The organism is Psychrobacter maritimus, from assembly GCF_029953575.1.
Taxonomy (GTDB): Bacteria; Pseudomonadota; Gammaproteobacteria; order Pseudomonadales; family Moraxellaceae; genus Psychrobacter; species Psychrobacter maritimus.
Window position 1 is genome coordinate 2608260 of record NZ_CP124526.1, and the last position, 18007, is coordinate 2626266.

General features: G+C 43.5%; 16 protein-coding genes. 11 read left to right on the forward strand and 5 right to left on the reverse strand.

Annotated features, from left to right (window positions below):
• The first annotated feature begins 292 nt into the window (after positions 1 to 292).
• Entirely contained in the window at positions 293 to 1276 is a 984-nt protein-coding gene (locus tag QJS82_RS11090; protein ID WP_281490519.1) for a pirin family protein, read from the forward strand.
• A 115-nt stretch (positions 1277 to 1391) separates the two neighbouring features.
• Here QJS82_RS11090 and nemA read toward each other — a convergent pair whose 3' ends face one another.
• The gene (gene nemA, locus QJS82_RS11095) at positions 1392 to 2495 is read right to left on the reverse strand and encodes an alkene reductase (protein WP_281490520.1); all 1104 of its coding nucleotides are present in this window, start codon (positions 2493 to 2495) and stop codon (positions 1392 to 1394) included.
• Between the two features lie 389 nt (positions 2496 to 2884).
• Between nemA and QJS82_RS11100 the strand changes: the two genes are divergently transcribed.
• The gene (locus tag QJS82_RS11100; protein WP_281490521.1) at positions 2885 to 4030 is read left to right on the forward strand and encodes a hypothetical protein; all 1146 of its coding nucleotides are present in this window, start codon (positions 2885 to 2887) and stop codon (positions 4028 to 4030) included.
• A 92-nt stretch (positions 4031 to 4122) separates the two neighbouring features.
• Here the strand turns inward: QJS82_RS11100 and QJS82_RS11105 are convergent, their stop codons facing one another.
• Positions 4123 to 4674, reverse strand: a complete 552-nt coding sequence (locus QJS82_RS11105; protein WP_281490522.1) for a hypothetical protein — start codon at positions 4672 to 4674, stop codon at positions 4123 to 4125.
• An 81-nt stretch (positions 4675 to 4755) separates the two neighbouring features.
• Here QJS82_RS11105 and QJS82_RS11110 point away from each other — a divergent pair, with 81 nt between their 5' ends.
• Positions 4756 to 5046: a hypothetical protein gene (locus QJS82_RS11110; RefSeq protein WP_281490523.1), complete on the forward strand. Its 291-nt coding sequence runs from the start codon at positions 4756 to 4758 to the stop codon at positions 5044 to 5046.
• Between the two features lie 32 nt (positions 5047 to 5078).
• Positions 5079 to 5252, forward strand: a complete 174-nt coding sequence (locus QJS82_RS11115) for a hypothetical protein (protein ID WP_281490524.1) — start codon at positions 5079 to 5081, stop codon at positions 5250 to 5252.
• Positions 5253 to 5326: 74 nt separating this feature from the next.
• Here QJS82_RS11115 and QJS82_RS11120 read toward each other — a convergent pair whose 3' ends face one another.
• Together QJS82_RS11120 and trpB are read right to left on the reverse strand one after the other, a co-directional pair.
• Positions 5327 to 6229 carry a DMT family transporter gene (locus QJS82_RS11120; RefSeq protein ID WP_281490525.1) on the reverse strand — a complete coding sequence of 301 codons (903 nt, stop codon included), beginning with the start codon at positions 6227 to 6229 and terminating at the stop codon, positions 5327 to 5329.
• 95 nt (positions 6230 to 6324) lie between these two features.
• A complete protein-coding gene (trpB, locus tag QJS82_RS11125; protein ID WP_281490526.1) occupies positions 6325 to 7551 on the reverse strand; it encodes a tryptophan synthase subunit beta in 1227 nt (408 codons plus the stop codon).
• A gap of 380 nt (positions 7552 to 7931) precedes the next feature.
• On the opposite strand from trpB, the gene QJS82_RS11130 reads away from it, so the two are divergent.
• From QJS82_RS11130 to QJS82_RS11155, 6 genes are all read left to right on the forward strand, one after another.
• Positions 7932 to 9530, forward strand: coding sequence for a GMC oxidoreductase (locus QJS82_RS11130; protein WP_281490527.1), 1599 nt, complete (start codon positions 7932 to 7934; stop codon positions 9528 to 9530).
• Positions 9531 to 9666: 136 nt separating this feature from the next.
• The gene (locus tag QJS82_RS11135; protein WP_281490528.1) at positions 9667 to 10686 is read left to right on the forward strand and encodes a lipoate--protein ligase; all 1020 of its coding nucleotides are present in this window, start codon (positions 9667 to 9669) and stop codon (positions 10684 to 10686) included.
• A gap of 220 nt (positions 10687 to 10906) precedes the next feature.
• Complete coding sequence (locus QJS82_RS11140; protein ID WP_281490529.1) at positions 10907 to 11446, forward strand: PAAR domain-containing protein; 540 nt, start codon at positions 10907 to 10909, stop codon at positions 11444 to 11446.
• Between the two features lies 1 nt (position 11447).
• On the forward strand, positions 11448 to 12053 hold the full coding sequence (locus QJS82_RS11145; RefSeq protein ID WP_281490530.1) for a hypothetical protein: 606 nt from the start codon (positions 11448 to 11450) through the stop codon (positions 12051 to 12053).
• Positions 12054 to 12099: 46 nt separating this feature from the next.
• Positions 12100 to 12621, forward strand: a complete 522-nt coding sequence (locus tag QJS82_RS11150) for a hypothetical protein (protein WP_281490531.1) — start codon at positions 12100 to 12102, stop codon at positions 12619 to 12621.
• 151 nt (positions 12622 to 12772) lie between these two features.
• Complete coding sequence (locus tag QJS82_RS11155) at positions 12773 to 13540, forward strand: tetratricopeptide repeat protein (RefSeq protein ID WP_438656718.1); 768 nt, start codon at positions 12773 to 12775, stop codon at positions 13538 to 13540.
• 87 nt (positions 13541 to 13627) lie between these two features.
• On the opposite strand, the gene QJS82_RS11160 is transcribed toward QJS82_RS11155, so the two are convergent.
• Positions 13628 to 15763: an FAD-dependent oxidoreductase gene (locus QJS82_RS11160; protein ID WP_281490532.1), complete on the reverse strand. Its 2136-nt coding sequence runs from the start codon at positions 15761 to 15763 to the stop codon at positions 13628 to 13630.
• 493 nt (positions 15764 to 16256) lie between these two features.
• Between QJS82_RS11160 and QJS82_RS11165 the strand changes: the two genes are divergently transcribed.
• Entirely contained in the window at positions 16257 to 17921 is a 1665-nt protein-coding gene (locus tag QJS82_RS11165) for an AMP-binding protein (RefSeq protein ID WP_281490533.1), read from the forward strand.
• The last annotated feature ends 86 nt before the right edge of the window (positions 17922 to 18007 follow it).

The following is an 18007-nucleotide window of genomic DNA, read 5'->3' on the forward strand; positions in this document are numbered from 1 at the left end:
TATCTTGAATTTAAACGCTAGCTATTCAAATTCTAGCTATTCAAACACCAGTTATCTAAACGCAGGTTATCCAAATGAGATAGAAACCACCAAACGCTTGATAATTGTGAATATAATCATTATATAGACTCATATAAATTTAGAATTACTTAATAGTTAGCAGAACGTTATTATTGAAGCATTATTATTTAATCATGAGCATTTAAATAACTCGTGTTAGATAATTGTGGCTAAAGAATAACTGTTAATTAGATGGGTATTTATTAATACGCTTAGGCTTACGAGGTGTTCAATGCGTTCCATCAAACATATTCATGGCGATAAAGAGCCGCATTGGGTCGGCGACGGTTTTTATGTCAAAACCTTGTTCAATCACCTAGATGACGATCCTGATTTTAATTATCGTCATACCGACCCGTTTTTATTATTAGATTATGGTCAGCCGACCAACTTTGCCCCAAATCCAAACTATAAGACGCAGCCGCACGGCGTCGGGCAGCATCCGCATAAAGGTTTTGAGACGGTAACGCTTGCCTACGCCGGCGAGATTAGTCATGCTGATTCGGCCGGTGGTTATGGCGTCATCCAAGAAGGCGATGTGCAATGGATGACCGCAGGGCGCGGTATTATGCACGAAGAGTTCCACTCGCCAGCCTTTGGTCAGCGTGGCGGTCCTTTTAGCATGGTGCAATTATGGGTCAATTTGCCAAGCGCCCATAAGCTGACTGAGCCCAAATATCAGACGCTGAAACGCGATGACTTACCTATCGTTAATTTAACCGATAATGAAAACGGAAATGAGATAGGTAAAGCAGCGATTATTGCAGGCGAGTGGCAAGATACGACAGGCGCGGCAAGTACCTTTACGCCTATCAATATGTGGGATATTGCATTGCATAGCGCTGGCTCAACGACGCTGCAAGTGCCAAACAGCCATAATGTCATGATATTGGTACAAGAAGGTACGCTACTGATTAATGATACCCCAGTGAGCGCAGGTAGTCTGATTCAGTTTGCCACGCCAAGTGATACTGATCTTGATTCTGATATCAATGCTGCCAATGAACCATCAGCAACGCCGGTAAGCGTTAGCATTAAGCTGACATACCCTAAGCTCTCTGATGATGAGCACGCGCCAAGTACGGTTAAGTTATTACTACTAAGTGGTGAGCCTATCGGTGAGCCAGTAGCAGGCTATGGGCCGTTTGTTATGAATACCCAAGCAGAGTTAAAGCAAACGTTTCGTGACTATCAAATGGGTAACTTTGGTAAATAGCCAAATATTACCCATTAAAAAAGCCACCTTGCTGATTATCGCAGGGTGGCTTTTTTATGCATTGTCACTTTATCCTAATCAATAAAGCCCGTTGAATGATTTATCCGATCAACATTTATGCTTGGTTTAAAAATGGATAATCAGTATAGCCTTCCGTACCACCACCATAAAAGGTTTGCGGATGTTGCTCATTAAGCGGCGCACCTTCACGGATACGTTCCGCTAAGTCAGGATTGGCAATATAGTCACGACCAAAAGCAACCGCATCGATATAGCCATCTTTGATGTTTTGCTCTGCTTTTTCAGCGGTATAGCCACCAGCAGCAATAATCATCTGCCCAAAAGCATCACGAACGCGCTGACGGAATTCAGGGCTATAAGGCGTACCACCCGCCCAGTCAGGCTCAGAGAGATGCAGATACATCAAACCGCGCTTATTAATCTGCTCAATTAGCCAGATGTTTTCGTCTTCATTGTAGCCCGCTTCGACATTATTAAACGTACCAAGCGGTGATACGCGAATACCAACATGGTCAGCATCCCACGCAGCGACACAAGCATCGATGACATCAAGGGTCAAACGCGCACGATTCTCGCGGCTACCGCCATATTCATCATCACGCTGGTTGGTTTGCTCAACCCAAAACTGATGCAGTAAATAACCATGCGCGCCATGAATCTCTACGCCATCAAAGCCTGCTTCTTTGGCATTTTTGGTCGCAAGCCCAAAGTCAGCGATAACTTGTTGCACTTCCTCAAGCGTGGCTGGGCGTGGCGGTGTAGCAGCAACGCGAATCGCTTGATTATTACTGTCACGCAATGAGGTACGTACACCAACATCGATATCAGACGCTGAGATAGGTGCTTTGCCATCTGGTTGGACGCTTTCGTGGGCTACCAAACCCGTGTGCCATAACTGGACGACAATTTTGCCGCCTTTAGCATGAACATTATCAACGATGGTTTTCCATGCCGTCGTTTGGTCTTGGGTATGAATACCTGGCGCGCCCGCATAGCCCTTTGCTTGAAAAGATACCTGCGTCGCTTCGGTAATGACCAATCCTGCACCACTACGCTGCGCATAATATTCACTGGCTAACGCCGTAGGAACATCGCCCGGTTCAACCGCACGTAAGCGGGTCAACGGTGCCATGATGATGCGATTTTTTAGAGTTTGAATGCCCATTTTTACGGGTTCGAATAAGTTATCGTGTGCCATGAGATGCCTTGTTTGTTGTTATAAAAATACGGATTTAACAGTGGTTAAATATTGATAAATAGCGCTTGTCATTGTCACTTATCATATTGTCACTTATCATATTGTCACTTATCATTATGAAGCCGTCTATTTATCAGCCGTATTCTTTATAGGGGGTAGAGAGGAGGATTCCAAGTAAAACTTACAAACAAAAACACCGACACAAGTATATTTTCAACCTTTTAAACGCTATTATTTATATGACCTTATAAGGGTATTAAGCTAATAAAATCAGTGGGAATTTTATTAAACGTTACATGCGCCACCCACTCTTCTTTTGCCAATTTTATAAATAACTATCACCATTATTAGCCTTCACTTTTTTGGCATTCACTGAAGGGATAGAGTCCATGCAAAAAACCATATTATCACTTACGATAGGGCTAATTTTCCTCTTGGGTGTGAGCGTGGGTGTGAGCGCTTGCCAACCCAAATCAGATACGTTATCTGAAGCAAATGAGGCGAAAAATACAGAACAAGTCAATAAGCAGGCATCCTTAGAAAAATCAGCAACCAAAACGACTACCGCAACAGACTCAGCGCTAGACGCAAAAACCTGTTTAGTATTGAGTAAATCCATGGGAAAAGTGGATAACAGCAGCAAGATTGACGCTATTTATGCCATCCAAAAACAATTAACAGCCTGTTTACCAACGGCCAGTAATGCCGAAGTCTTAAATCTGCTAAAAGACTATCAAGCGATGTATGAGCGTTTTTTATGGGAGGAAACTGATATTAGTAATTCAGAATTTGACCAAGATTTTTTTGACGTGATGAATGCCTTAGAGGAAGGCGAAAAAGCGCCGGAAGAAAAATTAAACAATCTGAGCCCACGCGTACGCTACTTGGTTGGCCTCATCCAAAATGATGCTGATGTTAGAGTTTACAATTTAGGCGAAGGTTACTATGCCTTTAATCATGATTTGAAAGCAATGGCTGATATATTTACCCCTTATTTGCGCCAAGACCAAAAAGCATTTATCCAGCGGATGGCAATAGAAAATCAAGACATTTTTTTGAGTGATGCCGCCATTACTACCTCTTTTGAAGAGTTGGTTGAGCGGGCGGTGTTTTGGGAAGATTATATAACGCGTTATCCAAATGGCTATGCTGTGCAAGATGCCAAGATGCTACTAGATTCGTATCGCTATTACTTATTTTTTGGCTCAGACAATACCGGATGGACGGATGATGATATTCGTGAGTTTCTAGAACCAGAGTATAAGCAGACGATGGTTGCACTCAGCAAACGTCCCGATAGTATTTTAGCAAAAGATGCAACAAACTATCTTAATTTTATGGCGTTGTCCGATAGTGAGCGTCAACAGCTTTATCCAGCGCTTAGTACCGATAAAGATGGTGACGGGATGCACTATAGGTCAATGACCTATTATCGATTAAATCAAGCGATGCAGATACCATCCATTTGGCGTACTGATGGGGATAATCGAGAATGCTTGGAAGGGTTGTTTTGCCAAGATATAAGCGTTGATTAATAAAGCGCATTTCAAGCAATAAAAAAGCACCTGCTTTTTAAAGTAAGTGCTTTTTCTAATCGTTATTTTTAACAAACAATCTCAGTCAACTCTTAAAAATGATAACCAAGTTTCATACCGAGCGCGTAGCCCGTTCCATCATCGATATTGGCCACCCGACCATCAACCTTAGTATCGACTGGACCGCCTTCAAACCACATATATTGACCGCCCGCAGAAACACTAAGCTGCTCGGTCAGTTTGTATTGCGCGCTTAACCTCAAGCTTTTGATAGAGTCATAAGGTCCTAATAAACTGAGCGGCGCACCAGTACCATGGTCATAACCCAAGCGTACTTCGCCTGAGACTTTTGGATTAAACTGCTTACCCAGTGCCACCTCAACCCCGTAACAGTCTTTTTTATAAGCAGCTAAGGGCTCTTGTGTTGATAACGATGCCAAAGGCGGGGCAACACTAAAGTTACTCCAATCTACCCAGCGGGCGTTGACCATACCTAAAAGCTGATACTTTTCACTGAGGCCCGTTTGGAAATCTAAATTGACTGACTGCGGCATCTTAACTTCGGTCTTACCCGCTAACGGTAAGGACAACTTATCAGTAGCTGGTCCCGGTGTTACCCCATCACCGCCAGCGATAGGCGGCAAAATAACTTGTAAGTTCTCTACCCCAAATACCTAATATTTGGCGGGCGCGCTGCGCCTATTCAAGGCGTTGAGCATGCCATTGTGTTTGCTGGAGAAAAGCGCAGCTATTTGGTGCAGAGCGCCAAGAGATATCGTGAATTTATTGATATTTTAGAGCAAGTAGATTTGGCTTATTTTTCCTTTAAGCCGATGCCGGCATTCAATGCGCCATATTTTAGAATAAGAATAGGCGAGCAAGGCTGCACATCAAAGCAAGGATGCATTGCCACCATATTATGGTTTGAAAAACCGACTCATCTACTAGCGCCGGTGAAACTGCTAAGCTTGAAGGGTTTGATTTTACTTGTCATGACGGCTTCGCGGGTGGTATGACGCGCTGTACAAAAAATCTCTGGCGCCTCCCTGTGACGGTGGCTCCGGCGGTGAAAAATATCGAGACGCTCGCCTATTGCTTGCCGCAACCGACCACTCTAAATTTTTATCATTATCAACCAGACAAAGTATTAGCAGAAGAAAAAAGGCTGAAAGCGCTGATGCCATTTGCCAAGGCGTTTGACATCATTACCTTTCCCATTTAACTTATTATGGTAGAAGGTGTTAATTAAGCGCCATTGATTAAAAGGCTATTTATCAATTAGAAAAAATCAATATCTTAGGATTTAAGCATCTTTTTGATAGACAACTCTAAAGACAAATACGTACCAAATAATATCACCACCGAGCCGATAATCGCTGGCGTGTCTAAAGCTTCACCAAGCAGCAGATAGCCTAAAATAATGGCAAAAATCGGAATCACTAAGGTAATACTGGTCGCTCGCATCGGACCGATACTTTTAATCAATTGATTCATGAAAATCAGCGCGATGGCGGTTGAGAATACACCAATACAAATCACTGATACCCAAGCAGTGAGGCTAATGGTTTTGCCATAGGGAAACTCATACACCGCTATCGGCAGCATGATAATACTGGCAATGATAAGCGAGCCTGCGGTAATCGCCACCGGCGAGACATCGTATAAATAGTTTCTGGTGATATTGGCACCGACCGCATAACCAACACAGGCCAATAATGCGTAGCCCATCGGCAGTAACCCTGAGCCTGACTCAGCGCCCTGCCCGCTGCCGCCAAATAAGTTCTCACTCATCAAAATAATCACGCCGATCACGCCAATAATTAAGCCGATAATTTGTTTTTTTGACAGTCGGTCTTTAAAAAAGGTGCTGGCGATAAAACCGCTCATCATCGGTACAGACGCATTAAGCACCGCCAACACCCCAGCATTGACCGAGCGGGCTGAAAAGGCAAACAGGATAAAAGGGATAGCGGCAGAAAACAGTCCGACTAGGGTCAAAACTTTCCAGTTATCACGGATGCCTGCTCTGTTTTTTGGGCTGATTAAGACAAAAACCAGCATGGTCAAGCCAGCTAGCACCACGCGCAAACTGGCAAATGCTAGCGAGCCAAATTCTGGCACGCCGACACGGTAAAAAATAAAGGACAGCGACCACATAAAGGACAATGTCATAAAAATAATGAGGTCGCGGTTGGACATGGGTAAATCCTATCAAGCGTTAGAGTAAAAAAACCACGATGATAACTGGTTACACGCTTGAGAGCTGTTGTTTTTTTATACTTCTTATCAATTTTTTATAGCTTTACCTTATCCAAAATAAAATCAATATCTTTATCGCCGCGCCCTGATAAATTGACCAAAACCGTCTCATCCGCTGACATATCTTTGGCGATTTTCATCGCATAGGCAATGGCGTGCGCCGACTCTAAAGCCGGAATGATACCTTCAAGGCGTGATAGCGCCATAAAGGCTTCTAAACATTCTGCATCAGTCGCTGATTTATAAGTGGCCAGTTGCAAGTCTCGTAAATGCGAATGCTGTGGTCCAACGCCCGGATAATCTAGACCAGAGGCAATCGAATGTACCGGTGCAGGCTCGCCTTTTTCATCAAGCAATACATAACACTTAAAGCCGTGAATCTCGCCTTTGACGCCCAGTGACATCGTCGCCGCATGATTGGGCGTATCCAAGCCCTCACCTGCAGGTTCCACGCCAATTTTTTCTACACTTTTATCATCAAAAAAGCCGCTAAACATGCCAATAGCATTTGAGCCGCCGCCAACACAGGCGACCACCTTATTAGGCAGCTTACCCGTCGTCGCTAGGAACTGCGCCCGTGCTTCATGTCCGACCACTGACTGAAAGTAGCTGACCATTTCAGGATATGGCGCTGGTCCCAATGCCGAGCCAATCGCAAACATGCTAGTATCAAGCTCATTCAAATAAGTCTCAAAAGCGCTATCGACTGCTTCTTTTAGCGTACCTGCGCCGCGTGAGACTGGCACGATATTGGCACCCAAAACCTTCATCCGGCTGACGTTCGGATGTTCTTTTTTAATATCGACCACACCCATGTGAATCTCACACTCCATACCCATCAGGGCCGCTGCCGTTGCCAATGCTACGCCATGTTGCCCTGCACCCGTTTCGGCGATTACCTTTTTTTTGCCTAATTTTTTGGCTAATAACACTTCACCCAAACAGTGATTAATCTTGTGTGCGCCCGTATGGTTTAAATCTTCGCGCTTAAAATAAATCTGGGCACCGCCGCAATGCTCTGTCAAACGCTGCGCATGATAAATAGGACTTGGACGACCGACATAAGTCTCACGTAAGCGCTTCATCTCAGCGATAAAATCATCATTTTTAATGATTTCACGAAAACCTACTTCGATCTCGCTCATGGCTTTGGCAAGCTCAGGGTGGGCAATTTTGCCACCGAACTCACCATATAAGCCCTCACTATTCGGCAAGATGGATTGATGTAAACCGTAGCCCGTGGCGGTATTTTTCGTTGTCATAGTTAAGCCTTATTGTTTTAAATTAATTACTAATATTATTGTCTTTGCCGAATTATTTAGCGTTTTTAATGATAAGAATGTTTTAATGTATTTGTGTTCTAGTACATTGAAACAAGATAATAAGCGAAATTCTCTATTCGGTCAAGTTTACGAATCAATCTAACAAGATTGGCCGAGTGGTTGACTAAAAGCTGGCAAGGACTATGAGTAAATTAAAGTCCTTTTTCCTATAAGCATTGAATCAATCGCGTGACTGAAATAATAACGCAACATTTGTTTGTTAGTATGATGCTCGCTTGGCTTAGCGCACCTTTGCAGGCGAAAGCTAATACTATTCAACTCGGGCTTTTTTTAGCTTAAATATCAAATTAGGATACACCATGCAACGACGCCAACTGATTAAAGCGATGGGTTTAAGCTTAGGCGCTATCAGCACCTCCGCTGCGGTGAGTGGCTGCCAAACGCTTGCCAAGCAGCCAAAACTACCAAGCACCATCACCCAAGCGGGATACTTTCCCAATATCATCGTCGGTAGTGGCTATGGCGGCGCGGTATCAGCGCTACGATTAAGCGAAAAAGGTCATAAAGTGTTGATACTTGAGATGGGGATGCGCTGGGACAGAACACCCGAGCATGATACGTTTTGCAAAATGATTAGCGCCGATAAACGCTCAAGCTGGTTTAGCAATATGCCAAACGCCCCTATCCCGATTCCAATTCCTATCAGAAAATATCCTGGGGTGTTGGATTTAATCGAATACGACGATATGAAAGTATTCGCAGGGCGTGCTTATGGCGGCGGCTCTATCGTCAATGGCGCGATTGCCATTCAGCCAAAACGCACGCACTTTGAAGCAGTGTTCCCATGGATTAATTCTGATGAGATGTACGATACTTATTTTCCCCGTGCCATGAAAAATCTGAAAGTCAGCCAAATTCCTGAATCGTTTTTTAATGAGTCCGAGCATTATGAATACACTCGCGCTGCTGAACGCCAAGCAGCAAAAGCGGGACTTAAAACCGAATTCTTTGGTAATAGCTATGACTTTGATTATATGCAAAAAGAAGCGCGTGGCGAAGTCTATCCGTCAGCACTCGGCGGTGAAGTCATTTATGGTAATAATGCTGGCAAATTTTCACTTGATTTAACCTACCTAAAAGATGCTGAAGCCACAGGCAATGTCACCGTAAAAACCTTGCGCAAAGTCAATAGCATCCAAGCGCTCGATAATGAGCAACTCAGATTAGAAGTTCATGTCCTCAATACCACGGGCGGCATCGATAAAGTTGAACATTATACCTGCGATAAGTTATTTCTAAATGCCGGCAGTACAGGCACCTCAGAGCTGCTACTCAAAAGCCAAGCGGAAGGCAAGCTTAAGCATCTAAACGAGCATATCGGACAACATTGGGGGCCAAACGGCAACATCATGGCCGGACGCAATTTCGTCCACGCGGCTGGCACTACCCAATCTACCATTCCGGTCAAAGGCATCAATATGTGGGACGGCGATAGAGGCGGTTCAAAATACAAAATCTTTGCCGAACTCGCGCCATTACCGCTAGGACTTGAGACGTGGACAACGCTATATCTCGCCATCACTGACAACCCAGAACGCGGCAACTATTACTATGACAAAGCCACAAAAACCGTCAAACTCAACTGGAAACGCGAGCAAAACGAGTACTCAGTAAACGCTGCTAAAGAGCTGATCGAGAAACTCGCCAAAGTAAATGGTGGCTCTACTTCAAGCTTATTATTCACCAAAGGCTTCGGCGATAACTTCTGCTATCACCCGCTTGGCGGCTGTGTATTAGGCTTGGCGACTGATGAAGTTGGGCGCTTAAAAGGGCACGAAAATATCTATGTGCAAGATGGCGCGTTAATTCCCGGTAGCGCTGGCGTCAATCCGTATGTGTTTATCACCGGACTTGCCGAGCGTAATATGGCGAGTATTTTGAGGGAAGATTTTGGGTAGCTTGCTGGAGAATTGGATAGATAAGAAACGCTCATGAACTGAAGACCAAAATCCTCATCACATCCTCATTGAATTAAAGCCTCGCATCAGCAACAATAGCTTCTACTAACAATCTCCATAATAAAAAGGACAAACAATGAAACTGCGCATCTTAAAATCTGCCGTGACCAACCCTTGGTTTAACCTCGCCACAGAGGATTGGATATTTAATACGCTCAATCCCGACTCACACACACTGTTCTTATGGCGCAATAGCGATACCGTGGTCATTGGGCGCTCGCAAAACCCATGGGTAGAATGCAAAATCGATAAGATGGAAGCCGACGATGTGTTTTTGGCGCGGCGTCAGAGTGGCGGTGGCGCGGTGTTTCATGATTTGGGCAATACCAACTTTACCTTTTTATCGCCCAAAGACGACTACGACCAAGAAGCGAACTTTACCATTATCATCAATGCATTAAAAAAATTGGGTATAGAGGCGGATTTATCTGGGCGTAACGACATGCAAGTCGGTGATAAGAAAATATCAGGCAGCGCCTTTAAACATGCGGCGGATCGTAGCTTTCATCACGGCACGTTGCTGGTAAACGCCAATATGCAAAAGCTGGGCGATTACCTTAATCCGCATCCCCTTAAACTCAAAGCAAAAGGTATCAAATCGGTGCGTGCGCGCGTCGCTAATCTGGTCGAGTTTAACGAGGATATCAATCACGAGACTTTATCCGAGGCGATTATCGAGGCGTTTTGCGAATACTATCGCGACAAAGGTTATGGTGACACTGCGCCAATAGAAGAATTGGATGAAGCCAGTCTCGCCAAGCAGCCTAACTTGAATAAATACTATCAGCAGATGGCAGATTGGGATTGGCGCTTTGGCAAGACGCCTGAATTTACCCATCACATTGAGACGCGATTTGATTGGGGCATTATTGATTTGCACCTTGATGTCAAGCAAGCAGTGATACGCGAAGTGGTTATCTTCTCTGATGCGCTAAACGTTGAATTGATTGATCTGTTAAAAGAATCACTGGCAGATGTTAAGTACGACAAGCATGACATTAAAGCTAAGTTTGATGAGCTCAGCAGAGCGCATCCTGATTTGGCAGCGCAGATTGATGACGTGTCTGCGTGGTTACGTGGTGAAATGGAAGGGTAGATTTTTGCTTGTCATTAATAATAAATAAAGGGACTCAATTTCCTCCTGCAGTCAATTTCTCAAAAGCTTTCATAGTTTACGCCGACTAAGGTTGTCATATCATTTATAGCTTTAAATAAACTTAAGTTTGATATTTTGCGCTTTTGCCCTCTATAATGTGATGCAAATAATAGATCCGCTATAAAAGTCCAAACTTTAAATATTTAAGCAAGGTAGCACTATGGCAGCCTATATAACCGTCGGCGCAAAGACCTCTCATGGTGGGACGGTCGTCTCCGGCTCACCGCATACCACTCATAACGGTATTCCTGTCGCGCGTAAAGGCGATAAAGTCATCTGTAAAAAATGCAAAAAGGTCACCACCATTCTTAGTGGTGATGCATCCTTTATCGTCGATGGTGCGCCTATTGCACGAGGCGGTGATGTCACCAGCTGCGGTGCTAAGCTGATTGCTAATCAACAGTCGTTTGCTGAGTCTGACTTTGAAGTGTTTGGGGTTGAGCAGGCGGTGCCTTTGCAGTTTGTGAAGTCGGATGTAGATAGCTTATTTGATGAAAAGATAGAGGATGAGATTTACGATGATAGATTTCAATTACTTGATAAAGTTACTCAACTACCATTAGCTCATGTAAATTATAGACTAGTTTATGATGGAAAATCAGTTGAGGGTCAGACAGACGTTAAAGGCTTTACAGAGATAATTGAAGCAAACTATTCAACAGAAGTAAATATCTATTTATTGGTAGGTAAGGACGAATAACATGGCACAAAGAGAGATTAGCTGCGGTAGTTACCATTTAACTAGAGCTGATAACAATGGTAATAAATGTATAGATGTGGAGATAGGAAGGAAGCTAACTTCGGGTGAAACAAACCTTGCTAAAGAAATGTTTGGTAATAGCATAGATTACACTAAAGTACATATCTATGACAGAAAATGGGCTTTTTTTCAGGGTAAGAGAGTAGTTATGACTCCTGATGGTAATATATATTTTGCTCCTGATGTCTACACGAAAGACTTTTCTTTAGCTTCAGCTAGTACTAAGCATTTCTTTATACATGAAATGACTCATGTTTGGCAATATCAAAATGGACAAGCCGTATTAACACGTGCTGGTACTTCGCAAGTGTTGATAGAGCTTCCAAGTAAAGCTGGTTTAGGAAATGGTGCATATACATATCAGCTTGATGTTCGAAAAGATTTACTTGATTATGGAGTAGAACAACAAGCGTCTATCGTTGCAGATTATTGGGCTATGAAAAATGGACTGCATGTTGAACTCAGAAACTCAATAAGAACCACTAATCGCAACGATGCTTATTTAACTCATTATAGGATAATTGTGGATACAGTAGTCAAAAAATAATAAAAACAATATAACTATTATTGAATATTAGAAAGGATATTTTGTGATGTCTTCATTCATGCAGAAAAGCAGAAAAACACGTATTGATGAAACTACTAAATCTTATATACTTCATCTCTTCAAATTCAACTTTATAGTGTTAGTAGTTAGTCTTTCTGGATGTTTTCAAGATTATCCTACGCATAGGCCTCCTATTGAAGGCAGTGTTGATATATCGAAAAATAGTAAAGGTGACCTATGTTTTATGCCAATATTTAGCTCTGCCACTGTCATGGATAATCCTATAAACTTTAATTATATCAAAATGGAAGAGCTTGTTATATTAGACCCGAACGCAGAAGTAAGTAGTCATGTCAAAATACAAATTAAACCTGCAAATAAAGATTATTTTTCCTTAAAAAATGGTCAGAAGGTATGCTTAAACTCTGATAACATCAATTTAAAACAGACTATTTACTCCAAGTTAGATAAGCAATTATTAGTAGTTTCAATCGGAGGCTTGGATGACAAGGAAGAACACTTTATAAGTTTTCAAAGAAAATTTGACTATCCTTATACACCTGAGTGACAAGAAAAATTAAATGTATTAAAGAAGAACCCCCCTTTAACCCAGTCTATATTGCTAGCGACAGTGCTATCCAGTAGCTTAATAACTTCTGCTTGTTCAGCGGAGTCTTCAAACACACCTATATTATCTAATCAACGCCCCCCCTGCTGAAATATATAAACTCGGACTAGCCTACTATGAAGGTGACTCAGTCCCTGAAGATAATGACAAAGCTTTTGAACTGTTTCAAAAAGCTGCTAATCAAGGTTATGTTCCTGCTAAACATTATCTAGGTATTATGTATTATGAAGGGCTGGGCGTAGATCAAAATTATCAAAAAGCATTTGAATGGATCGAGCAAGCTGCCAACCAAGGATATGCTAATGCTCAATTCGATCTTGGAGTTATATATAATGAAGGTATTGCTGTCGAACAAGATGAGATAAAAAAACTTGAATGGTTTCAACAAGCTGCTAACCAAGGATACACTGATGCTCAATTCAATCTCGGGATTATGTATCATGAGAGTATTGGTATTGAGCAAGGTTATCAAAAAGCAATGCAGTGGTATCTATTAGCAGCTAACAATGGATCTTTTGACGCTCAAAATAATATTGGTAATTTTTACGAATACGGTTATGGTGTGACGCAAGACTATGACAAAGCTTTTGAGTGGTATACCAAAGCGGCTGACCAAGGGTTAGATGTGGCACAACTTAATATTGGTGGTCTCTACGAGAATGGCTATGGCGTGCCGCAAGATTATGATAAAGCTTTTGAATGGTACAAAAAAGCGGCCGAGCAAGGCAATCAAGAAGCCAGCAATCGCATTGGTAGATTGGTCATAAATGGTAAAATTGACGATACTGGAATTACCATTTACAGTACACAAGAAACTGGTCTCACCTTGGGTTATATTGAAGATAGCTTGAGGAACTAAACAAAGTCATAACTTATAATTAAACAAACAGCAGGAAATCACTCCCCTGCCGTCTGCTAAATTAACACTACGATCTTAAATCAAGCCTTAAATCGCTGCAGCAACCTCAGCCCCATCACGAATCGCTCGTTTGGCATCCAACTCAGCTGCCAGTTTCGCACCACCAATTAAGTGATATTGCGCGTCTGGCGCATCGCCAACGTTTGGCATCAGCTCAACGACTGACTCTTGACCCGCACAAACCACAACGCTATCGACACGTAACAGCTGGCTTTGACCTTGGTTATTGGTGATCCAAATGCCTTCATTGGTAATTTTATCGTACTGGGCGCCTGATACTTGGATGACGCCGTGCGATTTAACGTGAGCGCGATGTACCCAGCCCGAGGTTTTATTAAGACCACTGCCCAAACGACCTTTGGTACGCTGCATCAAGTATACTTGGCGCACCGGCTTGATGGCTTCAGGCTTAATCAAACCACCCTCGGTTTGATAATTGGTATCAGAGGTCACGCCCCACTCTTCGCGCCACTCGCTGATAGACTGCGGCGTGGTGCGGTAGCTTGGATCTTTTAGCGCGTCAGGACCGATTTTATCTAATGACTGACCGTGATTGGCGGTGAGATATTCGCTAACATCAAAGCCAATACCGCCAGCACCAATCACAGCAACAGTTTCACCAACGGACTTCTCACCTGAAAGCAATTCAGCATAGCTCATCACTTGTGGTAAATCAGCCCCTTCTAGCTTACCTTCAAGACTTCTCGGTACTACACCAGTTGCGACGATGACATGATGGAACTTGGCTTTCTCTAGCATGGCTTTATCGACTTTGGTATTAAGTTTAATCTCAACGCCTAAGTGCTCAAGCTCATTGATATAGTAGCGAATGGTTTCAAAGAATTCTTCTTTACCCGGGATGACCTTGGCGTAGTTAAACTGACCGCCTAAAATATCTTTCGCTTCAAACAAGGTGACGTCATGACCACGTAGCGCGGCAACATGAGCGGCTGACATGCCAGCGACGCCGCCACCGATAACCGCAACCTTTTTAGGTTTTTTGGTTTTCTTATAAACCAATTCTGTCTCATAGCAAGCTTGTGGATTGACCAAACAGGTCGAGCGTTTATTCTCAAAAGTATGATCAAGGCAAGCTTGGTTACAGGCGATACAGGTATTGATACGGTCGGCTTGGCCATTTTTGGCTTTATTCACCCAATGCGCATCAGCTAGGAACGGACGCGCCATTTGAATCATATCAGCCTGACCACTAGCGACGATGTCTTCTGCGGTTTCAGGCATATTGATACGGTTGGCTGCCATCATTGGGATGCTGATATGCTTTTTAATCTCAGCGGTGAAATCAACAAAAGCCGCACGCGGCACACTGGTGACAATCGTCGGAACACGCGCTTCATGCCAGCCGATACCAGTATTCATAATGGTAACGCCCGCTTCTTCTAAGGCTTTAGCGACAGTGATGACTTCATCCATGACGTTACCGTCTTTGACCAAATCAATCACTGACAAGCGGAATAGGATAATGAAATCTTCACCCGTCGCTTCACGTACCGCCTTAACGACATCGACCGCAAACTTCATACGATTTTGAATATCACCGCCGTACTCATCCGTACGTTTATTGACATGACGCGATAAAAATTGATTGAGCAAATAGCCTTCTGAGCCCATGATTTCGACGCCATCATAACCGGCTTGTTTGGCAAGTTTTGCACAGCGGGCGTAATCTTTAACAGTTTGCTCGATGTTTTTAATGCTCATCTTACGGGGTTTAAATGGCGAGATTGGCGATTTAATCGGGCTTGCTGACACTGCAAAAGGATGATAACCATAGCGACCGCTGTGCAAGATTTGCATGATGATTTTGCTATCATATTTATGTGCTGCACGAGTGACGCGTTGATGATTAAGGACATCAGCGCGCGTGTTCATCGTACCGCCAGCTGGTAGCAACCAACCTTCACGATTGGGTGAAATACCACCGGTAATCATCATTGCCACGCCGCCTTTCGCACGTTCAGCAAAATACGCCGCCAGTTTACCGTAATTATAAAAACGGTCTTCAAGCCCTGTGTGCATCGAGCCCATCACCATGCGATTTTTAAGCGTGGTAAAGCCCAAATCGAGCGGCTCAAATAAATGCGGGTAGTGGGCGTTGGTGCTGGCGGTCTCAATGGTATTGGCAGTGCGGCTGGCGGTCATATCATTTTCCTTATGAATGGTTTGTGGGACTACTTATTAAAACTAATTGGGCTTTTTAAAAATGCTTAAGCTTTTTAGAAATGGTTAAGCTTTTAAAAATAATTATTTTTCTAAAAACAGTTAGGCTTTTTAAAATAGCTAGGCTGCGGGATTTAGTATTACCGTTATCCTAACACACCGCCATTCTTATCAGCTATGCGGACAAGCGACTGATGAGTGAGCAATATATTGATGCGAATGTTCAGCAACTTGGTTTATGACTCGATTTTACGGCATTTAGCAAAGCAAACCCCACAAAACCTGCCCAATTTTCACTTTGATTGGCTATAATAGCTAGGGCATTGTTATAGAAATACGCTATGAGCATGAGCTATGACATGCTAGATATATAAAGCATATACTAAGCGAAATACGAGTTTTATTGAGTATCAGCAACCGCTTCGCTAAATCTCTGCACCATCGAATACTAGCAATACGATAAAGGACTATCCTAATGACAGACTTCCACACAGGTCTTGGCAAAAACGCTGCCAACTATCAACCGCTTACCCCTATTGACTTCATCATCCGTAGCGCACAGGTCTATCCTGATAAGACCGCTATCATCTATGACGATTTAGAACACAATAACCTCACGCAAACGTGGCAACAGACCTACGATCGTTGCCGTCAATTAGCGGATGGTCTGCGTAAATTGGGGATTGATAAAAATGATACCGTGGCGGTCATGATGCCAAACACCCCAGCGATGGTCGAATGTGCCTTTGGCGTACCCATGTCAGGTGGCGTACTTTGCACTTTAAATACCCGTCTTGATATCAATGCGTTAAGTTTTTGTCTGCAACATTCAGAAGCTAAAGTATTAATCTTAGACAGCGAGTTTGCTGAGCATGCTGAGATGATTGATGAAGCTTTTCCTAATCTCATCGTTATTCATGCAACCGATGCGGCGCTCAATATCGAGCGTTTTGGTAGTATGAGCTATGAAGAATTAATCGCCAGCTCAGACAGTTTGGATAATTGGGAAAAACCATTAGATGAATGGGATGCCATTGCGCTCAACTATACCTCTGGCACCACTGGCAAACCCAAAGGTGTGGTCTATCATCACCGCGGTGCCACGCTCAATGCCGTCTCCAATATTTTAGATTGGGATATGCCCAAGCACCCGATGTATCTATGGACGCTACCATTATTCCACTGTAATGGTTGGTGCTTTCCATGGACCATCGCTGAGCGCGCGGGCGTCAACGTCTGCTTGCGTAAGATTGACGCTGATTTGATTTTGCAGCTGATTGCCAAGCATAAAGTCACGCATTATTGCTCAGCGCCGGTAGTACACAATATGATTGCTGGCGGTAAACCGGAATATAAAGAAGCCATTAACCATGAAGTCAAAGGCTGGGTCGCCGGCGCGCCGCCGTCTGAAACCATGCTTGCCGCTATGGAAGCAATGGGCTTTCATATCTCGCACGTTTATGGTCTGACCGAAGTCTATGGGCCGGTCACTGTCTGCGCTGAGCAACAAGAATGGGATGCGCTTGATGTCGCTGCTCGCGCGCAAAAGAAATCACGCCAAGGTGTGACGTCGCATTTGATGACAGGCTTTGAGCTTTTTAAACAAGGCACTACTGAGCCGGTTGCTGCAGATGGCGAAGAGATGGGCGAGCTGGCACTGCGCGGTAATATGGTAATGAAAGGCTACCTAAAAAGCCGTAAAGCGACCGAAGAAGCCTTTGCTGACGGCTGGTTCCGTACCGGCGATTTGGGCGTTAAATACCCTGATGGCTATATCAAAATCATGGATAGGCTTAAAGACATCATCATCTCAGGTGGCGAAAATATCTCTAGTATCGAAGTCGAAAACGTCTTATATAAAATGCCTGAAGTGCAAAGCTGTGCTGTCGTCGCCGCGCCGCATGATAAATGGGGCGAAGTGCCTGTCGCCTTTATCGAGATTCATGCTGGCAGCACCTTACAGCGTGATAATGTGATGGCGCACTGCAAGCAGCATTTGGCTGGTTTTAAAGTACCTAAATATATTATCTTTGCTGAAATCCCTAAAACCAGCACCGGTAAAGTACAGAAGTTTGAGCTGCGTCAGGCGGCAAAATCATTGGCACATGAGACGCCAAAAGTCAGCCCAAGTACCACGTAAAAAATGCAATATAAGATTTTTGTATGCTAAGTCATTGAGTATAAAAAAGGTCAGCCTAATTGAATTAGGCTGACCTTTTTTATTGA

Coding starts and splice junctions, on each gene's coding strand:
- QJS82_RS11090 (WP_281490519.1), top strand. CDS start 293: ATGCGTTCCATCAAACATATTCATGGCGATAAAGAGCCGCATTGGGTC.
- nemA (WP_281490520.1), bottom strand. CDS start 2,495: ATGGCACACGATAACTTATTCGAACCCGTAAAAATGGGCATTCAAACT.
- QJS82_RS11100 (WP_281490521.1), top strand. CDS start 2,885: ATGCAAAAAACCATATTATCACTTACGATAGGGCTAATTTTCCTCTTG.
- QJS82_RS11120 (WP_281490525.1), bottom strand. CDS start 6,229: ATGTCCAACCGCGACCTCATTATTTTTATGACATTGTCCTTTATGTGG.
- trpB (WP_281490526.1), bottom strand. CDS start 7,551: ATGACAACGAAAAATACCGCCACGGGCTACGGTTTACATCAATCCATC.
- QJS82_RS11130 (WP_281490527.1), top strand. CDS start 7,932: ATGCAACGACGCCAACTGATTAAAGCGATGGGTTTAAGCTTAGGCGCT.
- QJS82_RS11135 (WP_281490528.1), top strand. CDS start 9,667: ATGAAACTGCGCATCTTAAAATCTGCCGTGACCAACCCTTGGTTTAAC.
- QJS82_RS11140 (WP_281490529.1), top strand. CDS start 10,907: ATGGCAGCCTATATAACCGTCGGCGCAAAGACCTCTCATGGTGGGACG.
- QJS82_RS11145 (WP_281490530.1), top strand. CDS start 11,448: ATGGCACAAAGAGAGATTAGCTGCGGTAGTTACCATTTAACTAGAGCT.
- QJS82_RS11150 (WP_281490531.1), top strand. CDS start 12,100: ATGTCTTCATTCATGCAGAAAAGCAGAAAAACACGTATTGATGAAACT.
- QJS82_RS11160 (WP_281490532.1), bottom strand. CDS start 15,763: ATGACCGCCAGCCGCACTGCCAATACCATTGAGACCGCCAGCACCAAC.
- QJS82_RS11165 (WP_281490533.1), top strand. CDS start 16,257: ATGACAGACTTCCACACAGGTCTTGGCAAAAACGCTGCCAACTATCAA.